Annotated in this window: 15 protein-coding genes and 2 pseudogenes; 9 read left to right on the forward strand and 8 right to left on the reverse strand. The window is 68.1% G+C overall.

Translation table 11 applies throughout. From position 1 onward, the window contains the following. Positions 1 to 52 precede the first annotated feature (52 nt). From CFB41_RS23185 to CFB41_RS23200, 4 genes and pseudogenes are all read left to right on the forward strand, one after another. Positions 53 to 403: a helix-turn-helix transcriptional regulator gene (locus CFB41_RS23185; RefSeq protein WP_089458015.1), complete on the forward strand. Its 351-nt coding sequence runs from the start codon at positions 53 to 55 to the stop codon at positions 401 to 403. Further along, positions 393 to 827: a YeeE/YedE family protein gene (locus CFB41_RS23190; protein ID WP_089458016.1), complete on the forward strand. Its 435-nt coding sequence runs from the start codon at positions 393 to 395 to the stop codon at positions 825 to 827. Before CFB41_RS23185 ends, CFB41_RS23190 begins: the two co-directional genes overlap by 11 nt. A 1-nt stretch (position 828) precedes the next feature. Continuing rightward, positions 829 to 1251, forward strand: coding sequence for a DUF6691 family protein (locus tag CFB41_RS23195; RefSeq protein WP_089458017.1), 423 nt, complete (start codon positions 829 to 831; stop codon positions 1249 to 1251). 33 nt (positions 1252 to 1284) lie between these two features. After that, positions 1285 to 1593: pseudogene (locus tag CFB41_RS23200) on the forward strand (PLP-dependent aminotransferase family protein); the annotation flags it as partial. 81 nt (positions 1594 to 1674) lie between these two features. Here the strand turns inward: CFB41_RS23200 and CFB41_RS23205 are convergent. The 3 genes from CFB41_RS23205 to CFB41_RS23215 all read right to left on the reverse strand — a co-directional run bounded on the left by CFB41_RS23205 (position 1675) and on the right by CFB41_RS23215 (position 4903). Beyond that, positions 1675 to 1950: a hypothetical protein gene (locus CFB41_RS23205; RefSeq protein WP_089458018.1), complete on the reverse strand. Its 276-nt coding sequence runs from the start codon at positions 1948 to 1950 to the stop codon at positions 1675 to 1677. 95 nt (positions 1951 to 2045) lie between these two features. Continuing rightward, the gene (locus CFB41_RS23210) at positions 2046 to 3383 is read right to left on the reverse strand and encodes a cytochrome-c peroxidase (protein WP_256941273.1); all 1338 of its coding nucleotides are present in this window, start codon (positions 3381 to 3383) and stop codon (positions 2046 to 2048) included. Positions 3384 to 3439: 56 nt separating this feature from the next. Then, a complete protein-coding gene (locus CFB41_RS23215; RefSeq protein ID WP_089458019.1) occupies positions 3440 to 4903 on the reverse strand; it encodes a metallophosphoesterase in 1464 nt (487 codons plus the stop codon). 190 nt (positions 4904 to 5093) lie between these two features. Between CFB41_RS23215 and CFB41_RS23220 the strand changes: the two genes are divergently transcribed. Next, positions 5094 to 5942: a class I SAM-dependent methyltransferase gene (locus CFB41_RS23220; RefSeq protein WP_089458020.1), complete on the forward strand. Its 849-nt coding sequence runs from the start codon at positions 5094 to 5096 to the stop codon at positions 5940 to 5942. A 99-nt stretch (positions 5943 to 6041) separates the two neighbouring features. Here CFB41_RS23220 and CFB41_RS23225 read toward each other — a convergent pair whose 3' ends face one another. The 5 genes and pseudogenes from CFB41_RS23225 to CFB41_RS23245 form a co-directional block, all read right to left on the reverse strand. Continuing rightward, entirely contained in the window at positions 6042 to 6353 is a 312-nt protein-coding gene (locus CFB41_RS23225) for a hypothetical protein (RefSeq protein WP_089442683.1), read from the reverse strand. Positions 6354 to 6405: 52 nt separating this feature from the next. After that, on the reverse strand, positions 6406 to 8427 hold the full coding sequence (locus CFB41_RS23230) for a BCCT family transporter (protein ID WP_089458021.1): 2022 nt from the start codon (positions 8425 to 8427) through the stop codon (positions 6406 to 6408). 316 nt (positions 8428 to 8743) lie between these two features. Continuing rightward, the gene (locus CFB41_RS23235; RefSeq protein ID WP_089458022.1) at positions 8744 to 9931 is read right to left on the reverse strand and encodes a porin; all 1188 of its coding nucleotides are present in this window, start codon (positions 9929 to 9931) and stop codon (positions 8744 to 8746) included. A gap of 111 nt (positions 9932 to 10042) precedes the next feature. After that, positions 10043 to 12463 carry a glycoside hydrolase family 31 protein gene (locus tag CFB41_RS23240; protein ID WP_089458023.1) on the reverse strand — a complete coding sequence of 807 codons (2421 nt, stop codon included), beginning with the start codon at positions 12461 to 12463 and terminating at the stop codon, positions 10043 to 10045. 27 nt (positions 12464 to 12490) lie between these two features. Beyond that, positions 12491 to 13762 (reverse strand): annotated as a pseudogene (locus tag CFB41_RS23245) (MFS transporter). A 468-nt stretch (positions 13763 to 14230) separates the two neighbouring features. Here CFB41_RS23245 and CFB41_RS23250 point away from each other — a divergent pair. From CFB41_RS23250 to gsiB, 4 genes are all read left to right on the forward strand, one after another. After that, positions 14231 to 15175, forward strand: a complete 945-nt coding sequence (locus CFB41_RS23250; RefSeq protein WP_089458024.1) for a MurR/RpiR family transcriptional regulator — start codon at positions 14231 to 14233, stop codon at positions 15173 to 15175. Beyond that, complete coding sequence (locus tag CFB41_RS23255; protein ID WP_089458025.1) at positions 15172 to 16173, forward strand: isoaspartyl peptidase/L-asparaginase family protein; 1002 nt, start codon at positions 15172 to 15174, stop codon at positions 16171 to 16173. Before CFB41_RS23250 ends, CFB41_RS23255 begins: the two co-directional genes overlap by 4 nt. Positions 16174 to 16202: 29 nt before the next feature. After that, complete coding sequence (locus CFB41_RS23260; protein WP_089458026.1) at positions 16203 to 18110, forward strand: dipeptide ABC transporter ATP-binding protein; 1908 nt, start codon at positions 16203 to 16205, stop codon at positions 18108 to 18110. 95 nt (positions 18111 to 18205) lie between these two features. Then, positions 18206 to 19768, forward strand: coding sequence for a glutathione ABC transporter substrate-binding protein GsiB (gene gsiB / locus CFB41_RS23265; protein WP_089458027.1), 1563 nt, complete (start codon positions 18206 to 18208; stop codon positions 19766 to 19768). Positions 19769 to 19836: the final 68 nt, after the last annotated feature.

Below are 19836 nucleotides of genomic sequence, written 5' to 3' on the forward strand. Positions count from 1 at the left end.
ATCATTATATAAATCAATATAATATTGATGCTTTAATTGTTCCCCTGCGCCGATGAACGACGATCTTTCCGCCGGGTTGCCGGAACCCGACCCGATGCGCGCGGCCGCCGAATCGGCCTGCGCGCTGCTCAAGGTGCTGTCGAATCCCGACCGGCTGCTGCTGCTCTGCGAACTGTCGCAGGGCGAGCGCTGCGTCAGCGATCTCGAGACGGCGCTGGATATCCGCCAGCCGACCCTGTCGCAGCAGCTCGGCGTGTTGCGTGACAACGCGCTGGTTCGCACACGCCGCGAGGGCAAGAACATCCATTATTCGCTCGACAGTCCGGCCGCGATCGCGGTGATGGGCGTGTTGTACGAACAGTTCTGCGGCCCGGCCGCGAAGGGGCGGCGCGATGCAGCTTGATGCGCTTCATTTCACGCCGTGGCTGTCGCTGGCCGGCGGCGTGCTGATCGGGCTCGCGGCTGCTTGGCTCGTTGCGTTCAACGGCCGGATTGCCGGCATCAGCGGCATCGTCGGCGGTCTGCTCACGGCACGCGCGGGCGAGCGCGACTGGCGCGCCGCGTTCGTCGCCGGGCTGATCGCCGCACCGCTTGCGATGTACGTCGCAGGGAATCGTGTGACGCCGCAGGTCGATGCAGGCTGGGTCGACCTGGTGGCGGCCGGGCTGCTGGTCGGCGTCGGCACGCGCTATGCGGGCGGTTGCACGAGCGGCCACGGCGTGTGCGGGATGTCGCGCGGTGCGCTGCGCTCGGTGGTCGCGACGGTGGTCTTCATGGTTGCGGGCTTCGTGACCGTCTTCGTGCGACGGCACGTGCTGGGAGGCTGACATGCAGGCAGGATTCGCGTTTCTGGCGGGGCTGCTGTTCGGCGTCGGTCTCATCGTGTCGGGCATGGCCAATCCGCGGAAGGTGCTCGGTTTTCTCGACCTGGCGGGCCGCTGGGATCCGTCGCTCGCGTTCGTGATGGCCGGCGCGATAGGCGTGGCCGTGTTCGCGTTCGCGTGGGCGAAGCGCCGGACGCGGACGTGGCTCGGCTTGCCGATGCAGTTGCCTGCCGCGCGTGCGATCACCGTGCGGCTGGTTGCCGGAAGTGCGGTGTTCGGCATCGGCTGGGGGATCGCCGGGTTCTGCCCGGGGCCCGCGATCGTGTCGATCGGCTTCGGGTCGGCGAAGGGGATCGTGTTCGTCGTCGCGATGCTGGCCGGGATGGCCGTATTCGAATGGGTCGAGCGGCGCAGCAGCGTGCGGTGATGTCGGGGCCGCCGCGTGCCAGGCAGGGTGCGGCGGTTGCGCGTGCAGCGCGACGTGACGACTGATGCGATTGTGCGGCATTTCCCGGCCGGAACGCGGATGAACCAGCCGCCGGGCGGGATGCTGCTGTGGATCGCGCTGCCGGACGGCGTGCGCTCGGAGCCGCTGTTCGACGCCGCGCTCGCGCACGGAGTCAGGATCGCGCCCGGTTCGATCTTCTCGAATTGCGACCGCTTCGACGGCTATATCCGGCTCGCTTGCACGCGCGTGTTCGATGCGGCGTACGAAGCGGCATTTGAAACGCTCGGCCGCCTCGTACGGGAAGCCACCGCGGCCACGTAAGCACGGTGTCGGCCGGCCGGGCTAGCGAATGCGCAGACCCACCGGCTTTCCGGGCCACCGACGCGGCGAGCCGCCGCCATTTCATCGGCTGGCCGAGTGCGTGGCGAGGTGCTGGCGGATCAACGACAGGTAACGATCGCCGACCGAGAAATCGCGCGCGGCGCGCGGCCGTTCGGTCTGGCGCAGCGTGGCCGGTGCGCTCATGCCCAGATACCGGCATACGGCGGACGGGAAGGGCTTGCGCGTATGCCCGAGCTGGCGAGCCGCGCGCTCGACGCGGGCATCACCGACCTGAGCGCGGAGCCACGCCAGCACTTGGCGATCGGCTTCGTTGACGATACGGACCAGATGTTCCATCGCGCACCTCACTGTTCATAAATACAGTACTGTAAATATAACCAGTGTTTGCGGCGACCGCAAGCGAGTCCGTCCAGGCTGGCCGTTCGGCCAGGTCAGCGAGCCGATACGGCGGTTCGCGTGATCCGGCCAGCAGGGGCCGCGGGCGCCACGGGAGCAGCAATCTTCGTATAGCGCGCGTCAGTCAGCGTGCCGAGGAACGCGACGATGTCGTCGATTTCCGCGTCGCTCAGCGCAGGCGGCGTGCCGGGCCGGCGGTTCATTGGCGTCGAGTTGGCGTTGATGTTGCCGCGGTAGGCGGCCGGCACGTCGTCGAACGTTCTGGCCCCGTGATACCAGAAGCCCGGGTCGGTCGAGCGCGTGTTGTAGAACGCGACCGCGTCGCGCAGCGTCGTGAACACGCCGTTGTGCATGAACGTCTGCTTGACCGCGACGTTGCGCAGCCCCGGCGTGCGCAGGTAGCCGCACCATTGCGTCGGCTCGGGCCAGCGCAGCCGCCTTGCGGTGTCGCACAGCCCGTTGTCGAAATGGCGCGGATCGCGGTTCGCCGGCAGCGCGCGGTTACGCGGCACCGCGATCGCGTCGTAGCCGAAATCAGTGAAGAGCGAACGCTCCGGGCGGCTCGATGTTTCCGACAGCGTATGGCAGCTCATGCAGTTGCCCTTGTCGGGATTCCGGAACAGCGCGAGGCCGCGCATCTCGGCCGGCGCCAGCGGCTTGCGGGTGCGCAGGAACGCGTCGAAGCGCGACGTGAACGGCGCCATCTCGTCGCTCTGCAGATAGGCCTCGACGGCCAGGCCCAGCGCACGCACCAGTTGCTCGGGATCGCGCCGCACCGGCGCGCCGAAGCGCGCGGCGAGCTCGGGCGCGAGTTCGGTCGCGTCGACCTTGCGCAGCAGCGCGGCCGGCGATGGGTTGTTCATCTCGTTCGGATCGAACAGCGGCCCGCGGATCTGCTCGGCGAGCGTATCCGCGCGGCCATCGCTGAACAGGCCGCCGAACGGCGACGGCGCGGGCGCGTCGTCATCCTGATAAAAGTGGCGGCGCGGCACGTAACGCACGTAGAGCAGCGAAGGCGCGTTGCGCTGGCTGAAACGTCCGGGCCGGCTGCCTTCCGGCACGCCGGGCCCCGCGAGCGAGGCGGCCGACAGCGTCGGCGCGAACGCGCGGCCCGGATCGTGGCAGCCCGCGCACGACATGCCGCGCGGCTCGGACAGCCGCGGATCGAAGAAGATCCGGCGGCCGAGCGCGACGAGTGTCGGGTCGGGCGCGAAGCGCGCGGTCGCCGCATCGATCTTGCCTGTCACCTGCGGCGTGCCGTTGCCGATCGTATCGACGACCCGTGACGGCGGCGCACCGGGAAGCAGGACCGTTTCGGCCGGCGCGGCGTGAGCCGCGAGCGCCAGGCCGGAGAATACGGCCGCCGCGGCCAGCGTCCGCAGCGTTTGCAGGCCGCCCGCATGGCGGCCGTCACATCGAACCCCTTCACTCACGGCGCAATGAACCCCGTCTTGTCGCAGGCGAGCGTCGTGCCCGACTGGTTGCACGACGCGAGCAGCTTGCCGGCCGCCGAATACGCGTGGAACACCCAGCCGGTCGCCGGTGCGGCGCGGCGTTCCATGATCAGGAACCCGAAGCTGTTGTTGTGCGACAGCCGCTCGATCACGGCGCCCGGGGCGGGCGTCAGGTCGGCCGGGAACGGGTCGGGCAGCGCGACGTCGAGATTGTCGCCGCCGTTGCCGGACACGATCGTCGCCGGATGCCCGGACGAGAAGTTGATCGCCTGGAAATCGTGCACGTGCCCGTGCAGCGCGACGTGCACGCCGGGCGGGTAGTACGCCTGTGCGTTGAGGCTCGACATCACCGACTGCAGCGCGAGGTTGCCCGGCGCGGGCGTGCTGCCGGCGATCGGCGCGAATGCGAGGATCGGATGATGGTTCGTGAAGATCGTCGTGGTCATGCCGGCCTTCGACGCGAGCGCGGCGACCGTCTGGAACTGTTTCTGGTAGATGCCGAATTGCGCGTCGGTCGTCTTGAGCGGCGTGCGGCCGACCTTCGCGGTGTCGAACACGATCACCTGCGAGCCGCCGCCGAGCGACACCGCATAGGGTTCCGAATAGTTCGCGTTGTTGTCGTTGGCCGGATCGTCGCACGAGCGCGCGGCCGAATACGGGCGCGGATCGAGGAAGCGGAACCAGCCTTGGCCCGCCCGCGCGCATTCCTCGTGGTTGCCGCGTACGACGACCCACGGCGCCTTCGCGAACAGCGGCGCGGCCGGGCGGAACAGGTCGGCCTGCCACGTATCCCAGCCATAGCCCCACGGGCTGTCCTTGCAGCCGGCGATGTCCGGCGGGCACGCGTTCTCGCGATAGTGATAGTCGCCGATGTGCATCACGAGATCGGGCGACAGCTTCGCGACGCTGGCCGCGATCGTGTCGAGCGGCCATACCGATGCGTCGTTGCACGCCTGCCACGCGTTGTCGGCTTTCTTCATGCGGCAGCCGGTGTCGGCGATGATCGCGATGCGTTGCGGCTGCGCCTTCGGCAGCGGCAGCGTGCGGCCCGCGACGCTTGCTGACTGCGCGCCGGCCGGCAGCGTCATCTCGCAGACGGACACAGGGAAGCTCGACGGCTTCGAATCGGCCGGATCGCTGGCGGTCGGCCGCTGGGCGAGGGTCGCGGCGCCCGCGCGCAGGGACATGCGCGACAGCTTGCCGTCGACGGTCAATTGCGGGCACAGCGGATCGCCGTCCGACGCGGGCGTGTAGTTCGTGATGACGCGCGCGATCGCCTGGTTCGACTCGCCGATCTCGACCCATGCGGCCTGGACGTTGACCGACGCACTCGCTGGATCGGCCGGCGAATCGATGTGGTTCGAGCACGCGAACAGCGCGGCGAGGGCAGCAAGGGGAGCGCAGCGCACGAGCAGCGCGCGCGTGAGGAGTCGTCGCATGGGAGGCACCGTAGGAAAGTCGTCAACGATACGCAGCGCGAATGTAAGAAATGTGAAAAGACAGGGCGCTTGCGTACAGGCCGGGCATCGACATCGCGATGGCAGGTCGCGGCCGGAGGGCCTTGACTTCAAGCCGGCTTGAAGCAGCAAAGTGCGATGCACGATCAACGAACCAGAAGGGGAATCGACGATGGAAACCAGCCGGCCCAATGACGAACAATCCGCGCTGTGGAACGGCCCGTCGGGGCGCGCGTGGGTCGACACGCAGGCGCCGATCGACCGGATGTTCGAACCGCTGGCGCAGTTGCTCGTGGATGCAGCGGCCACGTCGTCAGCGCGCAGCGTGCTCGACGTCGGCTGCGGCACGGGCGCGGTCACGCTCGCGATCGCGCGGCGGCTCGGCGCGGACGCGCAATGCACGGGCATCGATATCTCGGCCCGGATGATCGACGCCGCGCAGGCGCGCGCCGAACGCAGCGGCGTTCACGCCCATTTCGTGCGTGCGGATGTGCAGACTCACGCGTTCGAGCCCGCGAGCGTCGACCTGATCGTGTCGCGCCTCGGTGTGATGTTCTTCGACGATCCGGTGCGGGCCTTCGCGAATCTGCGGCAAGCGGCACGGCCGAATGCGCAGATGCGGTTCGTCGCATGGCGCAGCGCGGCCGACAATCCGTTCATGACGATCGCCGAGCGGGCCGCCGCGCCGTTGTTGTCGAACCTGCCCGCCCGGCGGCCCGGCGCGCCGGGGCAATTCGCGTTCGGCGACCGGCAGCGCGTTGCGTCGGTGCTGTCGGACAGCGGCTGGGCGGACATCGCGATCGAGCCGGTCGATCTGGCGTGCGCGCTGCCTGCTTCCGCGCTGGACGACTACATCTCGCGGCTGGGCCCGGTCGGGCTGGCATTGCTGGAGGTGGACGAGGCGACCCGGCGGCGCGTGGTCGACACGATGCGTGCCGCGTTCGCGCGTTACGTGGAGGGTGCCGATGTGCGCTTCGACGCGGCATGCTGGCTCGTGACGGCGCGGGCACCGTCCGCGTGACGCGTCGCGGTAAAGAGGCAGGTCAAGGAAGGGGCGGCCGGTTCGCCCCGCGCGTGGCCGTTCGCGCGGGACGAAGCCGGGCCGCGTGACGTACGCGCGTCAGTGTCGCCGCGCGCGCAACATCAACCACGCGCATCCGCCGGCCACCAGGGCGAGACCGAGCAGCACGGCTTCGACGCCGAGCGCAAATCCGGGCGGCATGTTCCCGGTATCCGGCATCGGCGACAGGTTGATGCCCATCGCGATGACGCCGCCGGCGAGCAGCGCCGCGCAGACGATCCAGTAGACCTTGCCGCGGGGTGCCGCGGCCCGGATTCGCCACAGCGCGATGCCGGCGCCGCCGAGGTAGAGCACGGCGAGCGTGCCGAGCGCGATGACGTCGGAGGCGCGGCTTTGCAGGAGTCCGGTCATCGTGCCGCTCCGTCGTGGATGGCGAACCGCCACGGCGTGGCAAGGGCGGCGTTCATTCGGCCTCCGTCGCATGCCCCGGCGCGCGGCTCAGCAGATGCGTGCGCTTGTCGGCCGCGAGCGACACGTAGCGTTCGTACTGGCGCAGCACATCGGCAATCACTTCGTCGCCACGCAGGTATTCGACGTCGTAGCCGAGCCGCCCGTCCTCGAAGAACGTGACGATCCCGTACACGTGGGCCCGTTCCGCTTCCGGCTCGGCCGCCTCGCGCACCAGGAACGCGGCGGCGGATTTCACCGTCACGCGCACGCCGTATACGAAATCGCGGTGGTCGGCGGTCGGCACGGTGAGCCGCACGGCGTCGTCGTTGTCGCGCTGCACGTTCGCATCGACACCGCTCGCGCGCAGCTCGTCGGCGACCTTGCGCAACGCGGGCTCGACCGTCTCGGCGACGAACTGGCGCGCTTCGGCTTCGGTCGTCTGCCGCAGGATGTGCGTGAGGCGATGGCGCCAGTGCTGGCCGGTCCAGAAGCTCGTCGCGGGCGCGACGTCCTGCGAATAGTGCACGCGGTCGGCCGCGAGCCCGCGCCACAGCCCGTAGCAGAGCGCGATCATGATGATCGCCACAGGCAGCGCGGCGATCAGCGTCATCGCCTGCAATGCGCCGAGCCCGCCGGCGACGAGCAGCACCGCGGCCGTCACGCCGAGCAGCGCGGCCCAGAACAGCCGTTGCCACACCGGGGAGTGGGCATTGCCGCGCGTCGCGATCTGGTCGATCACGAATGCGCCCGAATCGGCGGACGTGACGAAGAACACCGCGATCAGCACGATCGCGACGATCGACAGCCCTTGCGACAGCGGCACGAAGTCGAAGAAGCGGAACAGCAGCGCGTCGACATTGGTGGCCGTCTGCGCGAGCGCGCCGGCCGCGCCGTGCGTATCGAGCCAGATCGCGCTGTTGCCGAACACCGTCATCCACACGAGGTTGAACGCGGTCGGCACGAGCAGCACGCCGATCACGAACTGGCGGATCGTGCGGCCGCGCGAGATGCGCGCGATGAACATGCCGACGAACGGCGACCACGACACCCACCACGCCCAGTAGAGGATCGTCCAGCCGCCGAACCAGCCTTCCTCGCGCGGCGACGCGTACGCATAGGTGCGGAACGACAGGTCGACGAGATGCGACAGGTACTGGCCGATGTTGTCGCCGAGCGCGCGCAGCAGGAACGACGTCGGGCCCGCGACGACCACGAATGCGAGCAGCAGGAACGCGAGCAGCAGGTTCAGCTCGGACAGCCGCCGCACGCCCTTGTCGAGGCCACTCGCGGCGGAAGCACCCGCGAGCAGCACGACCAGCACGACGAGCCCGATGCGGAACGCGTTGCCGCTGGTATCCCAGCCCACGACCGTGTGCAGGCCGGCGCTGATCTGCATCACGCCGTAGCCGAGCGTCGTCGCGATGCCGGCGACCGTGCCGACCAGCGCGAGCGCGTCGACGGTGTGGCCGATCCAGCCGTTGATGCGCTCGCGCAGCACCGGATACAACCCCGAGCGCAGCGTCAGCGGCAGGTTGTAGCGGAAGCCGAAGTACGCGAGCACAAGCCCCATCAGCCCGTAGATCGCCCACGCATGGAAGCCCCAGTGGAAGAAGGTCATCAGCATCGCCTCGCGCGCGGCGGCGGGCGTGCCCGGGTCGACGGTCGGCGGCTTCAAGAAATGCTGCATCGGCTCACCGACGCCGAAATACATGAGGCCGATGCCCATGCCGGCCGCGAACAGCATCGCGGTCCACGACACGAAGCTGAATTCGGGTTCGGCGTCGTCGGGGCCGAGCCGGATGTTGCCGAAGTCGCTGGCGGCGATCAGCACGAGAAACACGAGGAAGCCGGTCACGGCGAGCACGTAGAACCAGTCGAAGCGTGCGATGACCCATTGTTGGCCGGCGGAGAACAGCGCGCCGGCTTCGCTCGGGCGCAGCGCGCAGACGACGAGCAACGCGCCGATGACCGCGAGCGCGGGCAGGACGACCTGCGGCTTGAATGTCGTGCGGGGCGAGGGACGGGAGTCTGGCATGGCTGGCATCCAGTTGTGGGCGCAACGAGGCGCGACGCCGCCCGGCGCGCGTGTCGCGCGTCGGACCCTGATACGGCGTGCGTCGAGTGTACCGCGGTGTCAGGACTGCAAGAAGGGGCATGCAGAAGGGAAAACCTGACGGATTGTAAGGTATTGGCGAGGTCGAGAAAACCCGCGCGGTTCGCGCGGTGGGCGCACGGGCCGCCGAAAACGCTTCGTGGGCCGTGTGCGAGGTGCACGGACGGCACGCATGGAATGCGCGAAATGCGTGTCGCCCGGGGCAGGGGCAGCGCGCCGAAGGCGCTGCCGCGAGGGTTCAGAACGTGACGGCGATCCCGGCCATCCCGACGAACTGGCCATGCGTGGTCGATGGCGTGAGCTGCTGCGAATCGCCGACGATCGGCGCCGCATCGATCACGTGGCCGGCGCCTTGCGCACCGAGCGTTTGCCCGCTCGAATGCGTGTACGCCTGCAGCGCATAGAGCGTCGTGCGCTTCGACAGGCTGTACGACTCCTTCAACGAAACCTGCTGGTAGCGGGCCGCACTGTTGATGCCGTTCGCCTTCGACGCGAGCGTGTACGCGAACGCGCCGGCCACCGAGAATGCCGGCGTGAAGCGGTATGCGGCGAGCGCGCCGTAGGTGTTGAACACGGCCGTGTCCGTGAACGCCGAGCCGTTGCCGGGCAGGTACTTCACGTTCGAGTAGTTGAGACCCATCGTCAGGTCGCCGAGCGTGTAGTTGCCGGCCGCCGCGACCTGCTCGACGGCCTTCGCGGTCAGGTAGCCCTGGTTCAGCACGGATACCGCGAAGCTGCCCGACGCGGCGGTTGCCGGATTCAGGAAGCCCGCCGACGAGCCCGAGCTGTTGATGCGCAGGTAGCCGGCCGCGACGCCGATCGGCCCGTTCGCATAACGCAGCGCGGCGCTGAACGTGTTGCCCTTGCCGGTCGCGCCGGCAATGCCGCCGAAGGCATACATCGCGCTGGCGGTCAGCCCGGCGAAGGTCGGTGACGTATAAGTGACCGAGTTGTTCACGCGTGTCGTCGTGTCGAGGCCGTCGATGTCGCCCGGATGCGCGCCCGTCGCGCCGGTCAGCCAGCTGCTCGATGCGTACGGGCCGACGAACAGGAAGTACGGTGTGTACTGGCGGCCGGCCGTCATCGTGCCGTAGTGATCGTTGCGCAGGCCGACGAACGCCTGGCGATTGAAGATCAGGCCGGCGGCGGATTGCGCGCCGTTGTTCAGGTTGAAGCCGGATTGCAGGTCGAAGATCGCATGCGTGCCGCCGCCGAGATCCTCGTCGCCGCGCAGCCCGAACTTCGACGCATACAGGTTGCCGTCGCGCATGTAGATGTTCGAGTGGCCCTGCTGGTTGTTCACGTACGCGAGCGAATCGTCGACGACACCGTACAGCGTCACGCTGCTCTGCGCGTGGGCGGCGGTCATGCCAAGCGAGGCGGCCGATAAAATCAGGATTGCATAGCGGTTGACGGGTGCTTTCATTGACGATCTCCAGATCTCTTCATCTTCTCAAGGTGGGCGGGAGGCTCGGTCGCCTTCTCTGTGGCGGGTGGCGGGCCGCGCGAACGGCCCGTCTTGCGTGGGTGATGCGGTTCAGTTGTCGAATGCGACGACGAGGCGGCGCCATGCGCCGTCCTGCGCATCCCGCTCGACGCGCGCGCCGTGCACGGCGAGCGGGCCTTGCAGCGAAGCGGGCAGCAGGATCTCGACGCGATCGGCCGGGCGTGCCGGGCGGCCGTCCCAGCGCACCGATACGCCGAGCGCGCCCGACGCCTCGCGGCCGGTTTCGATGCGCCACAGCCCGTATTCGCCGTCGCGCCATGCTTCCGTCTCGCCGTCGTCCTCGACGCATTCGCCGTAGGCGATGCCGTCCTCGATGCGCGGCGCGACGAGGAAGCCGCGCGTGTCGCCACGCGCGCCGAAATGCTGTTCCGCGACGTTCAGCGGCAGCACGCGGCCCTCGCGCAGCAGCATGACCGGCGAGTCGAGCGGCGCGGGCAGCGTCACGCTCGCGCCGCCGTCGAACGCTTGCGCGCTCGCGCAGCACATCCAGCGCGCGCCCGACGGCAGGTACACGGTGCGCGCCGTCAGGCCGGGATCGACGACCGGCGCGACGAGCAGCGCGTCGCCGAGCATCATGTCGTCACATTCGTCGTAGCAGCGCGCATCGCCGGGGAAGTCGGCGAAGGTCGGCCGCAGCACGGGCTCGTAGCGCGTCGTCGACAGCCACAGCAGGTGATAGAGGTAGGGCAGCAGCCGGTAGCGCTGCTTGATCAGCGACGCAATCTGCGCGGTGATCTCCGGGTACATCCACGGTTCGTTGACGGTGCCGTCGTCGTTCCACGAATGGATGCTGAAGCGCGGCATGAAGATGCCGAACTGCACCCAGCGCAGCAGCAGTTCGGGCGACGGCGCGGGCCCGGAGAAGCCGCCGATGTCGTGGCCGATGTTCGACACGCCCGACAGCGCGAGCCCGAGGCCCATCTTCAGGTTGTAGCGCAGCGTTTCCCACGACGTATAGTTGTCGCCGGACCAGGTCTGCACGTAACGCTGCATGCCGGCGCCGCCGGAGCGCGACACGAGGAACGGCCGCCGCGCCGGCGCATGCGCGCGCTGCGCGTCGCGCGACGCGCGCATCATCAGCATCGTCTGCAGCACCTTCGCTTCGCGCGCGGGATACGGCTGGCCGAAGCCGTGCGCGATCGCGTCGGGCGACCAGATCTCGTACTCGTTGTTGTCGTTCCAGGTCGACTCGATCCCGTATTCGAGCAGCGCCGACGTGACCTGCTCGCGCCACCAGCGGTACGCGTCGGGCTGCGTGAAGTCGAGATACGCGCCCACCTCGTCCCAGAACTGCACCCATGCGGGCTCGCCGGACGCCGAGCGGATCAGCAGCCCGCGCGTGGCCGCCTCTTCGAATGCGGGATGGTCGCGCAGCAGGCACGGCTTGATGTTCGCGCACAGGCGGATGCCGTGGTCGCGGTAATGCTTCACGAAGCCCTTCGCGTCGGGAAACTTGTCGCGGTTCCAGTTGAACACGTAGCGCTTCGCGCCGATCGACGTGTAGCCCGACGACAGATGGAACGAATCGCACAGGATGTCGTGCGTGTCGCATTGCTCGACGAACTGGTTCATCTGCTGCTGCGCGTCCGGCGCATCGGTATAGCTCATCGTCGAGCCCGAATAGCCGAGCCCCCATTTCGGCGTGCGCGCGGGGCGCCCGGTGAGCCACGTGAAGCGTCGCGCGGCCGCGAGCGGCGTGTCGGGCGACGCGATGAAGTAGTAGTCGAGATCGCCGTGCTCGGCGACGAAATAGCGGTACGGGCCGTGATAGTTGTCGAGCTCGCGGCCCATGTCGAACGCGCAGTCCGACAGCGTGTCGTAGAACAGCCCGAACCCCTGGCAGGCAGCGGGCGACCACGTGATGTAGAACGGGATGTGCTTGTACAGCGGGTCGGTGTGCTTCGCGCTGTAGCCCATCGCGTCGATGTTGCGCATCTCGAAGCGCGCGCCGGTGCGGTCGAGGTCGCCTGCGCGTTCGCCGAGGCCGAACACCTTGTCGCCGCGCTCGCGGGCGACGTAGTGATACGCGCGATCGTCCCACCAGCCGAAGTTGTACGCCTGCGTCGCGCGGTCGGCGAGTGCGACGCGCCACGTACCGTCCGCGCCGCGCATCGACCACGTGCAGTGGCCGCCTTGCCGGCGCACCACGACGCGGATCTGCGCGGTTTCGATGCACGCGGCATCGTCGTCTTCGACGAGCGTATAGGCGGGCAGCGCGAAGCCGTCGAGATCGAGGCGGTCGCGCCCGTCGAGCGGCACGTCGTCGAGGCCCGGCGCGATCGACCACGTGCGCGGGTTGCGCGCCGTCGCGTCGGGCAGCACGCGCACCCGCACGATGTCGTCCTCGAGCACGAAGATTTCAACGGTCGCGCCTGCGTCGGACGCGAGCAGCACACGGTTCGCGTGCTGGCCGGCGACGCGGAACACGGGCGGATGAAGAAGCGAAGTCATGAATGCGATTCCTGGTAAAGGCGAAGGTCAGGCATGCTGGGCGAGCAGGCGTTCCTGCTTCGACTGCCCGCGGATCAGCACCGCGAGCAGCGTGACGCCGATGATGTCGAACAGGCCGAGGCACGCGAACAGCGGCGCGTAGCCGATCTTGTCGGCGAGCGCGCCGACCAGCAGCGAGAAACCGAGCCCGCCAATCCACGCGGCCATCCCGGCGAAGCCGCTCGCGGTGCCGACTTCCTCGGGATCGAACACGTCGGCCGACAGCGTGTTGACGAGTGCGGAGATCATCTGGTGCGCGAAGCCGCCGACGCAGAACAGCGCGATGGCCATGTACGGCGACGCCACGAGCCCGATCATCGCGGGACCGAGCATCAGCACCGCGCCGAGCGCAACGCCGGCAACGCGCGACCACACGAGCGGCAGCTTGAACCGTTTCGCGAGATACGGCGACAGGTAGCCGCCCGCGATGCCGCCGAGGTCGGCCGCGAGAAACGGCATCCACGCGAAGATCGCGATCTGCTTGAGCTTCATGTGGCGCTCGGTCGCGAGATACAGCGGAATCCAGAAGCTGAAGGTCTGCCACGCGGGCTCGGCGAAGAAGCGCGGCAGCGCGATGGCCTAGAAGCGCCGCGCGGTGACGACGTCGCGAATGCGGCGCTTCGACACGGGCGGCATCGTCGCCTGGCCGTCGCGAATCAACGCGCGCTCCTGCGGCGTGATGCGCGGATGGTCGGCCGGCGACCGGTACTGCGCGTACCAGAGCGCGGCCCACACGAAGCCGAGCGCGCCGGTGGCCATGAACGCGGCCTGCCGGCCGAACCGCATCGACAGGAACACGACGAGCGGCGGCGCGATCGCGGCGCCGAGCGACGTGCCCGCGTTGAAATAGCCGACCGCGACGGATTTCTCGCGATCGGGAAACCATTCGGCGACCGCCTTCATCCCGGACGGAATCGCGGCGGCTTCGAACAGCCCGAGAAAGCCGCGCAGGATGCCGAGCGACAGCCAGCCCGACGCGAAGCCGTGCGCGACGCCGACGATCGACCACAGCATCGCGAACAGCGCGAACCCGAGCCGCAGCCCGATCAGGTCGACGACGAAGCCGCACACGGGCTGCATGATCGTGTAACCGATCTGGAACGCGCCGACGATATACGAATACTGCTGCGTCGAGATCGAAAAGACCTGCTTCAGCTCGGGGGCGAGCACCGCGAGGGAGTTCCGTGCGAGGTAGTTGAGGATCGTGCCGAGACATACGAGCACGATGATCCACCAGCGCAACGCCTTGACTGTCTTCACTGCTGTCTCCTGTCAGAGGGGCGGGCGCACGGCGGCCGCCGATCCGTAAGGACCATCCGCGCGGGATGGCTTATTCGTTTTATTTGTACGATGTCCGATCTTGATGGGAGCGGGTCACACCCGCTTATATCGAAAATACGGTATTCGAACGAACATTTTGTCGTCGTCGAGTTGCGATGTTATCTGACGACTGATCATTTTCGAGCATCCTATGTTCGAATTCGAATCCGGTCAACGTGAAAATGCATTCGAACGAACTTGATCGGGGTTTTCCCGAGGAGCGCGGCCACGCGGCGGAGTGGGCAACGCACGGTCATCACGCGCCAAGGGCCGAGCGGCGGGGCTGTGCGAGCGTCGAGTGAGCGAAAGGCGCGGGACCGGGCGTGACAAACCCTGATGAAAATTTATTTCTTTTCGAGACGGGAGTTGTGTAAATTCATTTTCATCATCCTTGCAACAACCCTTCGCATGACGCCTCTCATTCCGCCCGACGCCAGTCCCGACGAACCCGCGATCGCCGAGCGGATCGCGTCGGCGATGCCGTTGATGACGCCGATCCACCGCCGCATGGGCGAGTTCGTGCTCGCGAATCCGTTCCGCGCGGCGACGATGCGCATCGACGAACTCGCGCAGGCCGTGAACGCGTCGATCGCGACCGCGAACCGCTTCGCGAAGGCGCTCGGTTTCGACGGCTATCCGGCGATGCGCGCGGCGCTCGTGCGCGGCTTCGAGGCGACGCTCGGGCCGGTCGAGCGGCTGCGTTCCGCGCAGGAGCAGGAGCCGGGCGTGCGCGGCGCCGCGTGGATCGACGCGGTATTCGACCAGGCCGTCGCGAACATCGAGAACACGCGTGCGCAACTGGACGCAGCCGATGTCGAGGCCGCGGTCGAGGCGATCGTCGGCGCGCGGCGCGTGCTGATCCTGGGCGCGGGGTCGAGCGCGTTTCTCACCGGGCTGATGGAGCACGGGCTGTCCGTCTGTCACGACAACGTGCAGTCGCTCGCGCTGCTCGGCGGCCCGTCGCACGCGGCGCGGCGGTTGTATACGGCCGACTCGCGCGATCTCGTGATCGCGCTCGCGTTTCCGCGCTACGTGAAGGACACCATCGAACTGGCCCGCCGCGCGGCGGCGCGCGGTGCGCGCGTGCTGGGCATCTCCGACGGCCCGCAATCGCCGCTTGCGCCGATCGCGTCGCTGAACCTGTACGTCAAGGCCGAGCGGCGCTTCGCGGCGACGTCGGAAGCGGCCGTGCTCGCGATGATCGAGGCGCTGATCGACGCGGTCGCGCTGCGCACGCACCGGTCCGCGAAATCCGCGGCCGAGATGACCGAATTCCTGCTGCCGTGGCTCATCCAGCCGCAAGCGACGCCGCCGGCCGCCAACCCTTCTACTCACCGTCCGAAAAAAACATGACTTCACCCGCGATCGTGGCGATTCACGGCGGCGCAGGCACGATCCTGCGCGAGGCGATGGATTCCGACACCGAACGTCAGTACCGTGCCGAACTGACCGCCATCCTGACGGCCGCCCAGCAGGTGCTGGCCGATGGCGGCAGCGCGCTCGATGCCGTCACCGTCGCGGTGCGGATGCTCGAGGATTGCCCGCTGTTCAACGCAGGACGCGGCGCCGTCTATACGGCGGAAGGCAAGCACGAACTCGACGCGGCGGTGATGGATGGCGCGACGCTCGGCGCCGGCGCGATCTGCTGCGCGACGCGTGTGCGCAATCCCGTGCTGGCCGCGCGGCGCGTGATGGAAGTCAGCGAGCACGTGCTGTTCGCCGGTGAGGGCGCCGATGCGTTCGCAGCCGCGCAGGGGCTCGAACTCGCGGAACCGGGCTACTTCGATACCGAGGCGCGTCACGCGCAATGGGTCAAGGCGCGCGCAGCGGCCGGTGTGATGCTCGACCACGACGCGGCGACGTTCACGTTCGGCGCTCCGCAAGCGCAGCAGCAACCGGCCGAACCGCTCGACCCGGATCGCAAGCACGGCACGGTCGGCGCGGTTGCGTGCGACCAGCATGGCCACATTGCAGCGGCGACGTCGACGGGCGGCATCACGAACAAGCAGCCGGGGCGTGTCGGCGATTCGCCGATCATCGGCGCGGGCTGCTATGCGGACGACGCGACCTGCGCCGTATCCGCGACGGGCACCGGCGAGATGTTCATCCGGCTCGCGACCGCGCATGACGTGGCCGCGCAGATCGCGTATCGCGGCGCGTCGCTCGCCGATGCCGCGCACGACGTCGTGATGAACAAGCTGCCGCGCCTCGCGGGTCGCGGCGGGATCATCGCGGTCGATGCGCACGGCAACGTCGCGATGCCGTTCAACACCGAAGGGATGTACCGCGGCTATGCGCGCGTCGGTGAAGCACCGGTGGTCGGCATCTATCGCGACGACGACACGGCCTGATTCCCGACCGCACGAGAAGGAGACCCACGATGACTTCGAGCCGTAACCCGTCCGGCCTGGTGCTGCCCGAGCAGCGCGTGGTGGCCGTCGACGACCTGTCGGTCACGTTCCGCCGCGAAGGCGCGACGTTCGACGCGGTACGCAACGTGTCGTTTCACGTCGATCGCGGCGAGACGCTCGCGATCGTCGGCGAATCGGGCTCGGGCAAGTCGGTCACGTCGCTCGCGCTGATGCGGCTCGTCGAGCACGGCGGCGGCGCGATCACGAACGGCAGGATCGCGTTCCGTCGGCGCGGCGGTGCGATCGTCGATCTCGCGCAGGCCAGCGGCGCGACGATGCGCGGCATTCGCGGCGCGGATATCGCAATGATCTTCCAGGAGCCGATGACGTCGCTGAACCCGGTGTTCACGGTCGGCGACCAGATCAGCGAGGCGATCGCGCTGCACCAGTCGAAAAGCCTGTCGGAAGCGCGCGCGGAAACGCTGCGGCTGCTCGAGCTCGTGCGCATCCCCGAGGCGCGCCGCGTGTTCGCGCGCTATCCGCACCAGTTGTCGGGCGGGATGCGGCAGCGCGTGATGATCGCGATGGCGCTGTCGTGCCGGCCGTCGCTGCTGATCGCCGACGAGCCGACCACCGCGCTCGACGTGACGATCCAGGCGCAGATCCTGCAGCTGGTGCGCGGGCTGCAGGACGAAATGAACATGGGCGTGATCTTCATCACGCACGACATGGGCGTGGTGGCCGAAGTGGCCGACCGCGTGCTCGTGATGTATCGCGGCGAGAAGGTCGAGGAGGGCGAATCGGATCGCATCTTCGCGGCGCCTGAGCATCGCTACACGCGCGCGCTGCTCGCGGCCGTGCCGAAACTCGGTTCGATGCAGGGCACCGATGCACCCGAGAAATTCCCGCTGCTGAAGGTTGACGGCGCAAACGCGGCAACCCCGGCGGCGTCGCCCGTACCCGCGGCGAACGACGTTGCGCAGCCGCCCGTCGACCCGTCCGCGTCGCCGATCCTGCGCGTGCGCGATCTCGTGACGCGCTTCCCGGTGAAGAGCGGCGTGTTCGGCCGCGTGTCGCAATACGTGCACGCGGTGGAACGCGTGAGCTTCGAACTGCGCGCGGGCGAGACGCTCGCGCTGGTCGGCGAATCGGGCTGCGGCAAGTCGACCACCGGCCGCTCGCTGCTGCGCCTCGTCGAATCGCAGAGCGGCTCGATCGAATTCGACGGCCGCGACATCAGCGCGATGAAGGGCGCGGACCTGCAGGCGCTGCGCCGGAACATCCAGTTCATCTTCCAGGATCCGTTCGCGTCGCTGAACCCGCGCCTGACCGTCGGCTTCTCGATCATGGAGCCGCTGCTCGTGCACGGCGTCGCGAGCGGCCGCGAAGCGCAGGCGCGCGTCGACTGGCTGCTCGACAAGGTCGGCCTGCCGCCCGAGGCCGCGCGCCGCTATCCGCACGAATTCTCGGGCGGCCAGCGCCAGCGGATCGCGATCGCGCGCGCGCTCGCGCTGAACCCGAAGGTCGTGATCGCCGACGAATCGGTGTCGGCGCTCGACGTGTCGGTGCAGGCGCAGATCGTCAACCTGATGCTCGACCTGCAGCGCGAGCTCGGCGTCGCGTACCTGTTCATCTCGCACGACATGGCGGTGGTCGAGCGCATCAGCCATCGCGTCGCGGTGATGTATCTCGGCCAGATCGTCGAGATCGGCCCGCGCCGCGCGGTGTTCGAGGCGCCGCAGCATCCGTACACGAAGAAGCTGATGAGCGCGGTGCCGGTGGCCGATCCGGCACGCCGGCACGCGCCGCGCCAGCTGGCGGCGGACGAAATCCCGAGCCCGATCCGTGCGGTCGGCGACGACCCGGTCGTCGCGCCGCTCGTCGCTGTCGGCCCCGATCATTACGTCGCGACGCATCGCGTCGGCGGCGCGTACTGAAGCAATGCGTCGCCACGGCGATGCGCGAGCGTGCAGGAAGTCGAAACCGAAACGCCCGTGAGGCGTCACCGATTCACCGATAGGAGCCCAGCAACATGACCAAGCAGCATCCGTTCCCGATGTTTCGTCCGCGCGCGTGTTTCGTCGCGCTTGCCGGCGCGTTCGCGCTGTCGGCTGCGGTGCCCGCGTTCGCGCAGCAGACCGCGGTGATGGCGGTGGATTCGACGTTCACGACGATGGACCCGTACGACGCGAACGACACGGTGTCGCAGGCCGTCGTCAAGTCGTTCTACCAGGGGCTGTTCGGCTTCGACAAGGACATGAAGCTCGTCAACGTGCTGGCGACGAGCTACGACGCGAGCCCCGATGCAAAGGTCTACACGATCAAGCTGCGCCAGGGCGTGAAGTTTCACGACGGCACCGATTTCAACGCGGCGGCCGTGAAGGCGAACTTCGACCGCGTGACCGATCCCGCGAACCACCTGAAGCGTTACAACATGTTCCGCGTGATCGAGAAGACCGAAGTGGTCGATCCGTACACGGTGAAGATCACGCTGCGCGAGCCGTTCTCGGCGCTGATCAACACGCTCGCGCACCCGTCGGCCGTGATGATCTCGCCGGCCGCGCTGAAGAAGTGGGGCCGCGACATCGCGCTGCATCCGGTCGGCACCGGCCCGTTCGAGTTCGTCGAATGGAAGCAGACCGACGACCTGAAGGTGAAGAAGTTCGCCGGCTACTGGAAGAAGGGCTATCCGAAGATCGACGCGATCGACTGGAAGCCGGTGGTCGACAACAACACGCGTGCGGCGCTGATCAAGACGGGCGAAGCCGATTTCGCGTTCCGCATTCCGTTCGAGCAGGCGGCCGACCTGAAGGGCAACCCGAAGGTCGACATCGTGGAGCGGCCGTCGATCGTGCAGCGCTACGTGTCGCTGAACATGCTGCAGAAGCCGTTCGACAACCCGAAGGTGCGCCAGGCGCTGAACTACGCGGTGAACAAGGAAGCGCTCGCGAAGGTTGCTTTCTCCGGCTTCGCGACGCCGTCCACCGGCGTGGTGCCGCAAGGCGTCGACTATGCGACGAAGCTGGGCCCGTGGCCGTACGACCCGGCGAAGGCGCGCGCGCTGCTGAAGGAGGCCGGCTATCCGAACGGCTTCGAGACGACGCTGTGGTCCGCGTATAACAACTCGACGTCGCAGAAGGCGATCCAGTTCGTGCAGCAGCAGCTCGCGCAGGTCGGCGTGAAGGTGCAGGTGCAGGCGCTGGAGGCCGGCGAGCGCGTCGCGAAGGTCGAGAGCGCGCCGGATCCGGCGAAGGCGCCGGTGCGGATGTACTACATCGGCTGGTCGTCGTCGACGGGTGAAGCGAACTGGGCGATCACGCCGCTGCTCGCCGGCGCGTCGGCGCCGCCGAAGCTCGTCAACACCGCGTACTACAAGAACGACACGGTCGACGGCGATCTGACGAAGGCGCTCGAGACGGTCGATCGCGCGAAGAAGACCGACCTCTACGCCGATGCACAGAAGCAGATCTGGACCGATGCCCCGTGGATCTTCCTCGTGCAGGAGAAGATCGTGTATGCGCGCAGCAAGCGGCTGCAGGGTGCGTACGTGATGCCGGACGGCTCGTTCAACTTCGACGAAATCTCGCTGAAATGACAGTGGTGATGACGGCGGTTCGTCCGCCACGCGGTGCCGGCGGCGCGAGCCGCCGGCACGCTGATTCG

It is taken from the genome of Burkholderia sp. AU33803, assembly GCF_002223095.1.
GTDB lineage: Bacteria > Pseudomonadota > Gammaproteobacteria > Burkholderiales > Burkholderiaceae > Burkholderia.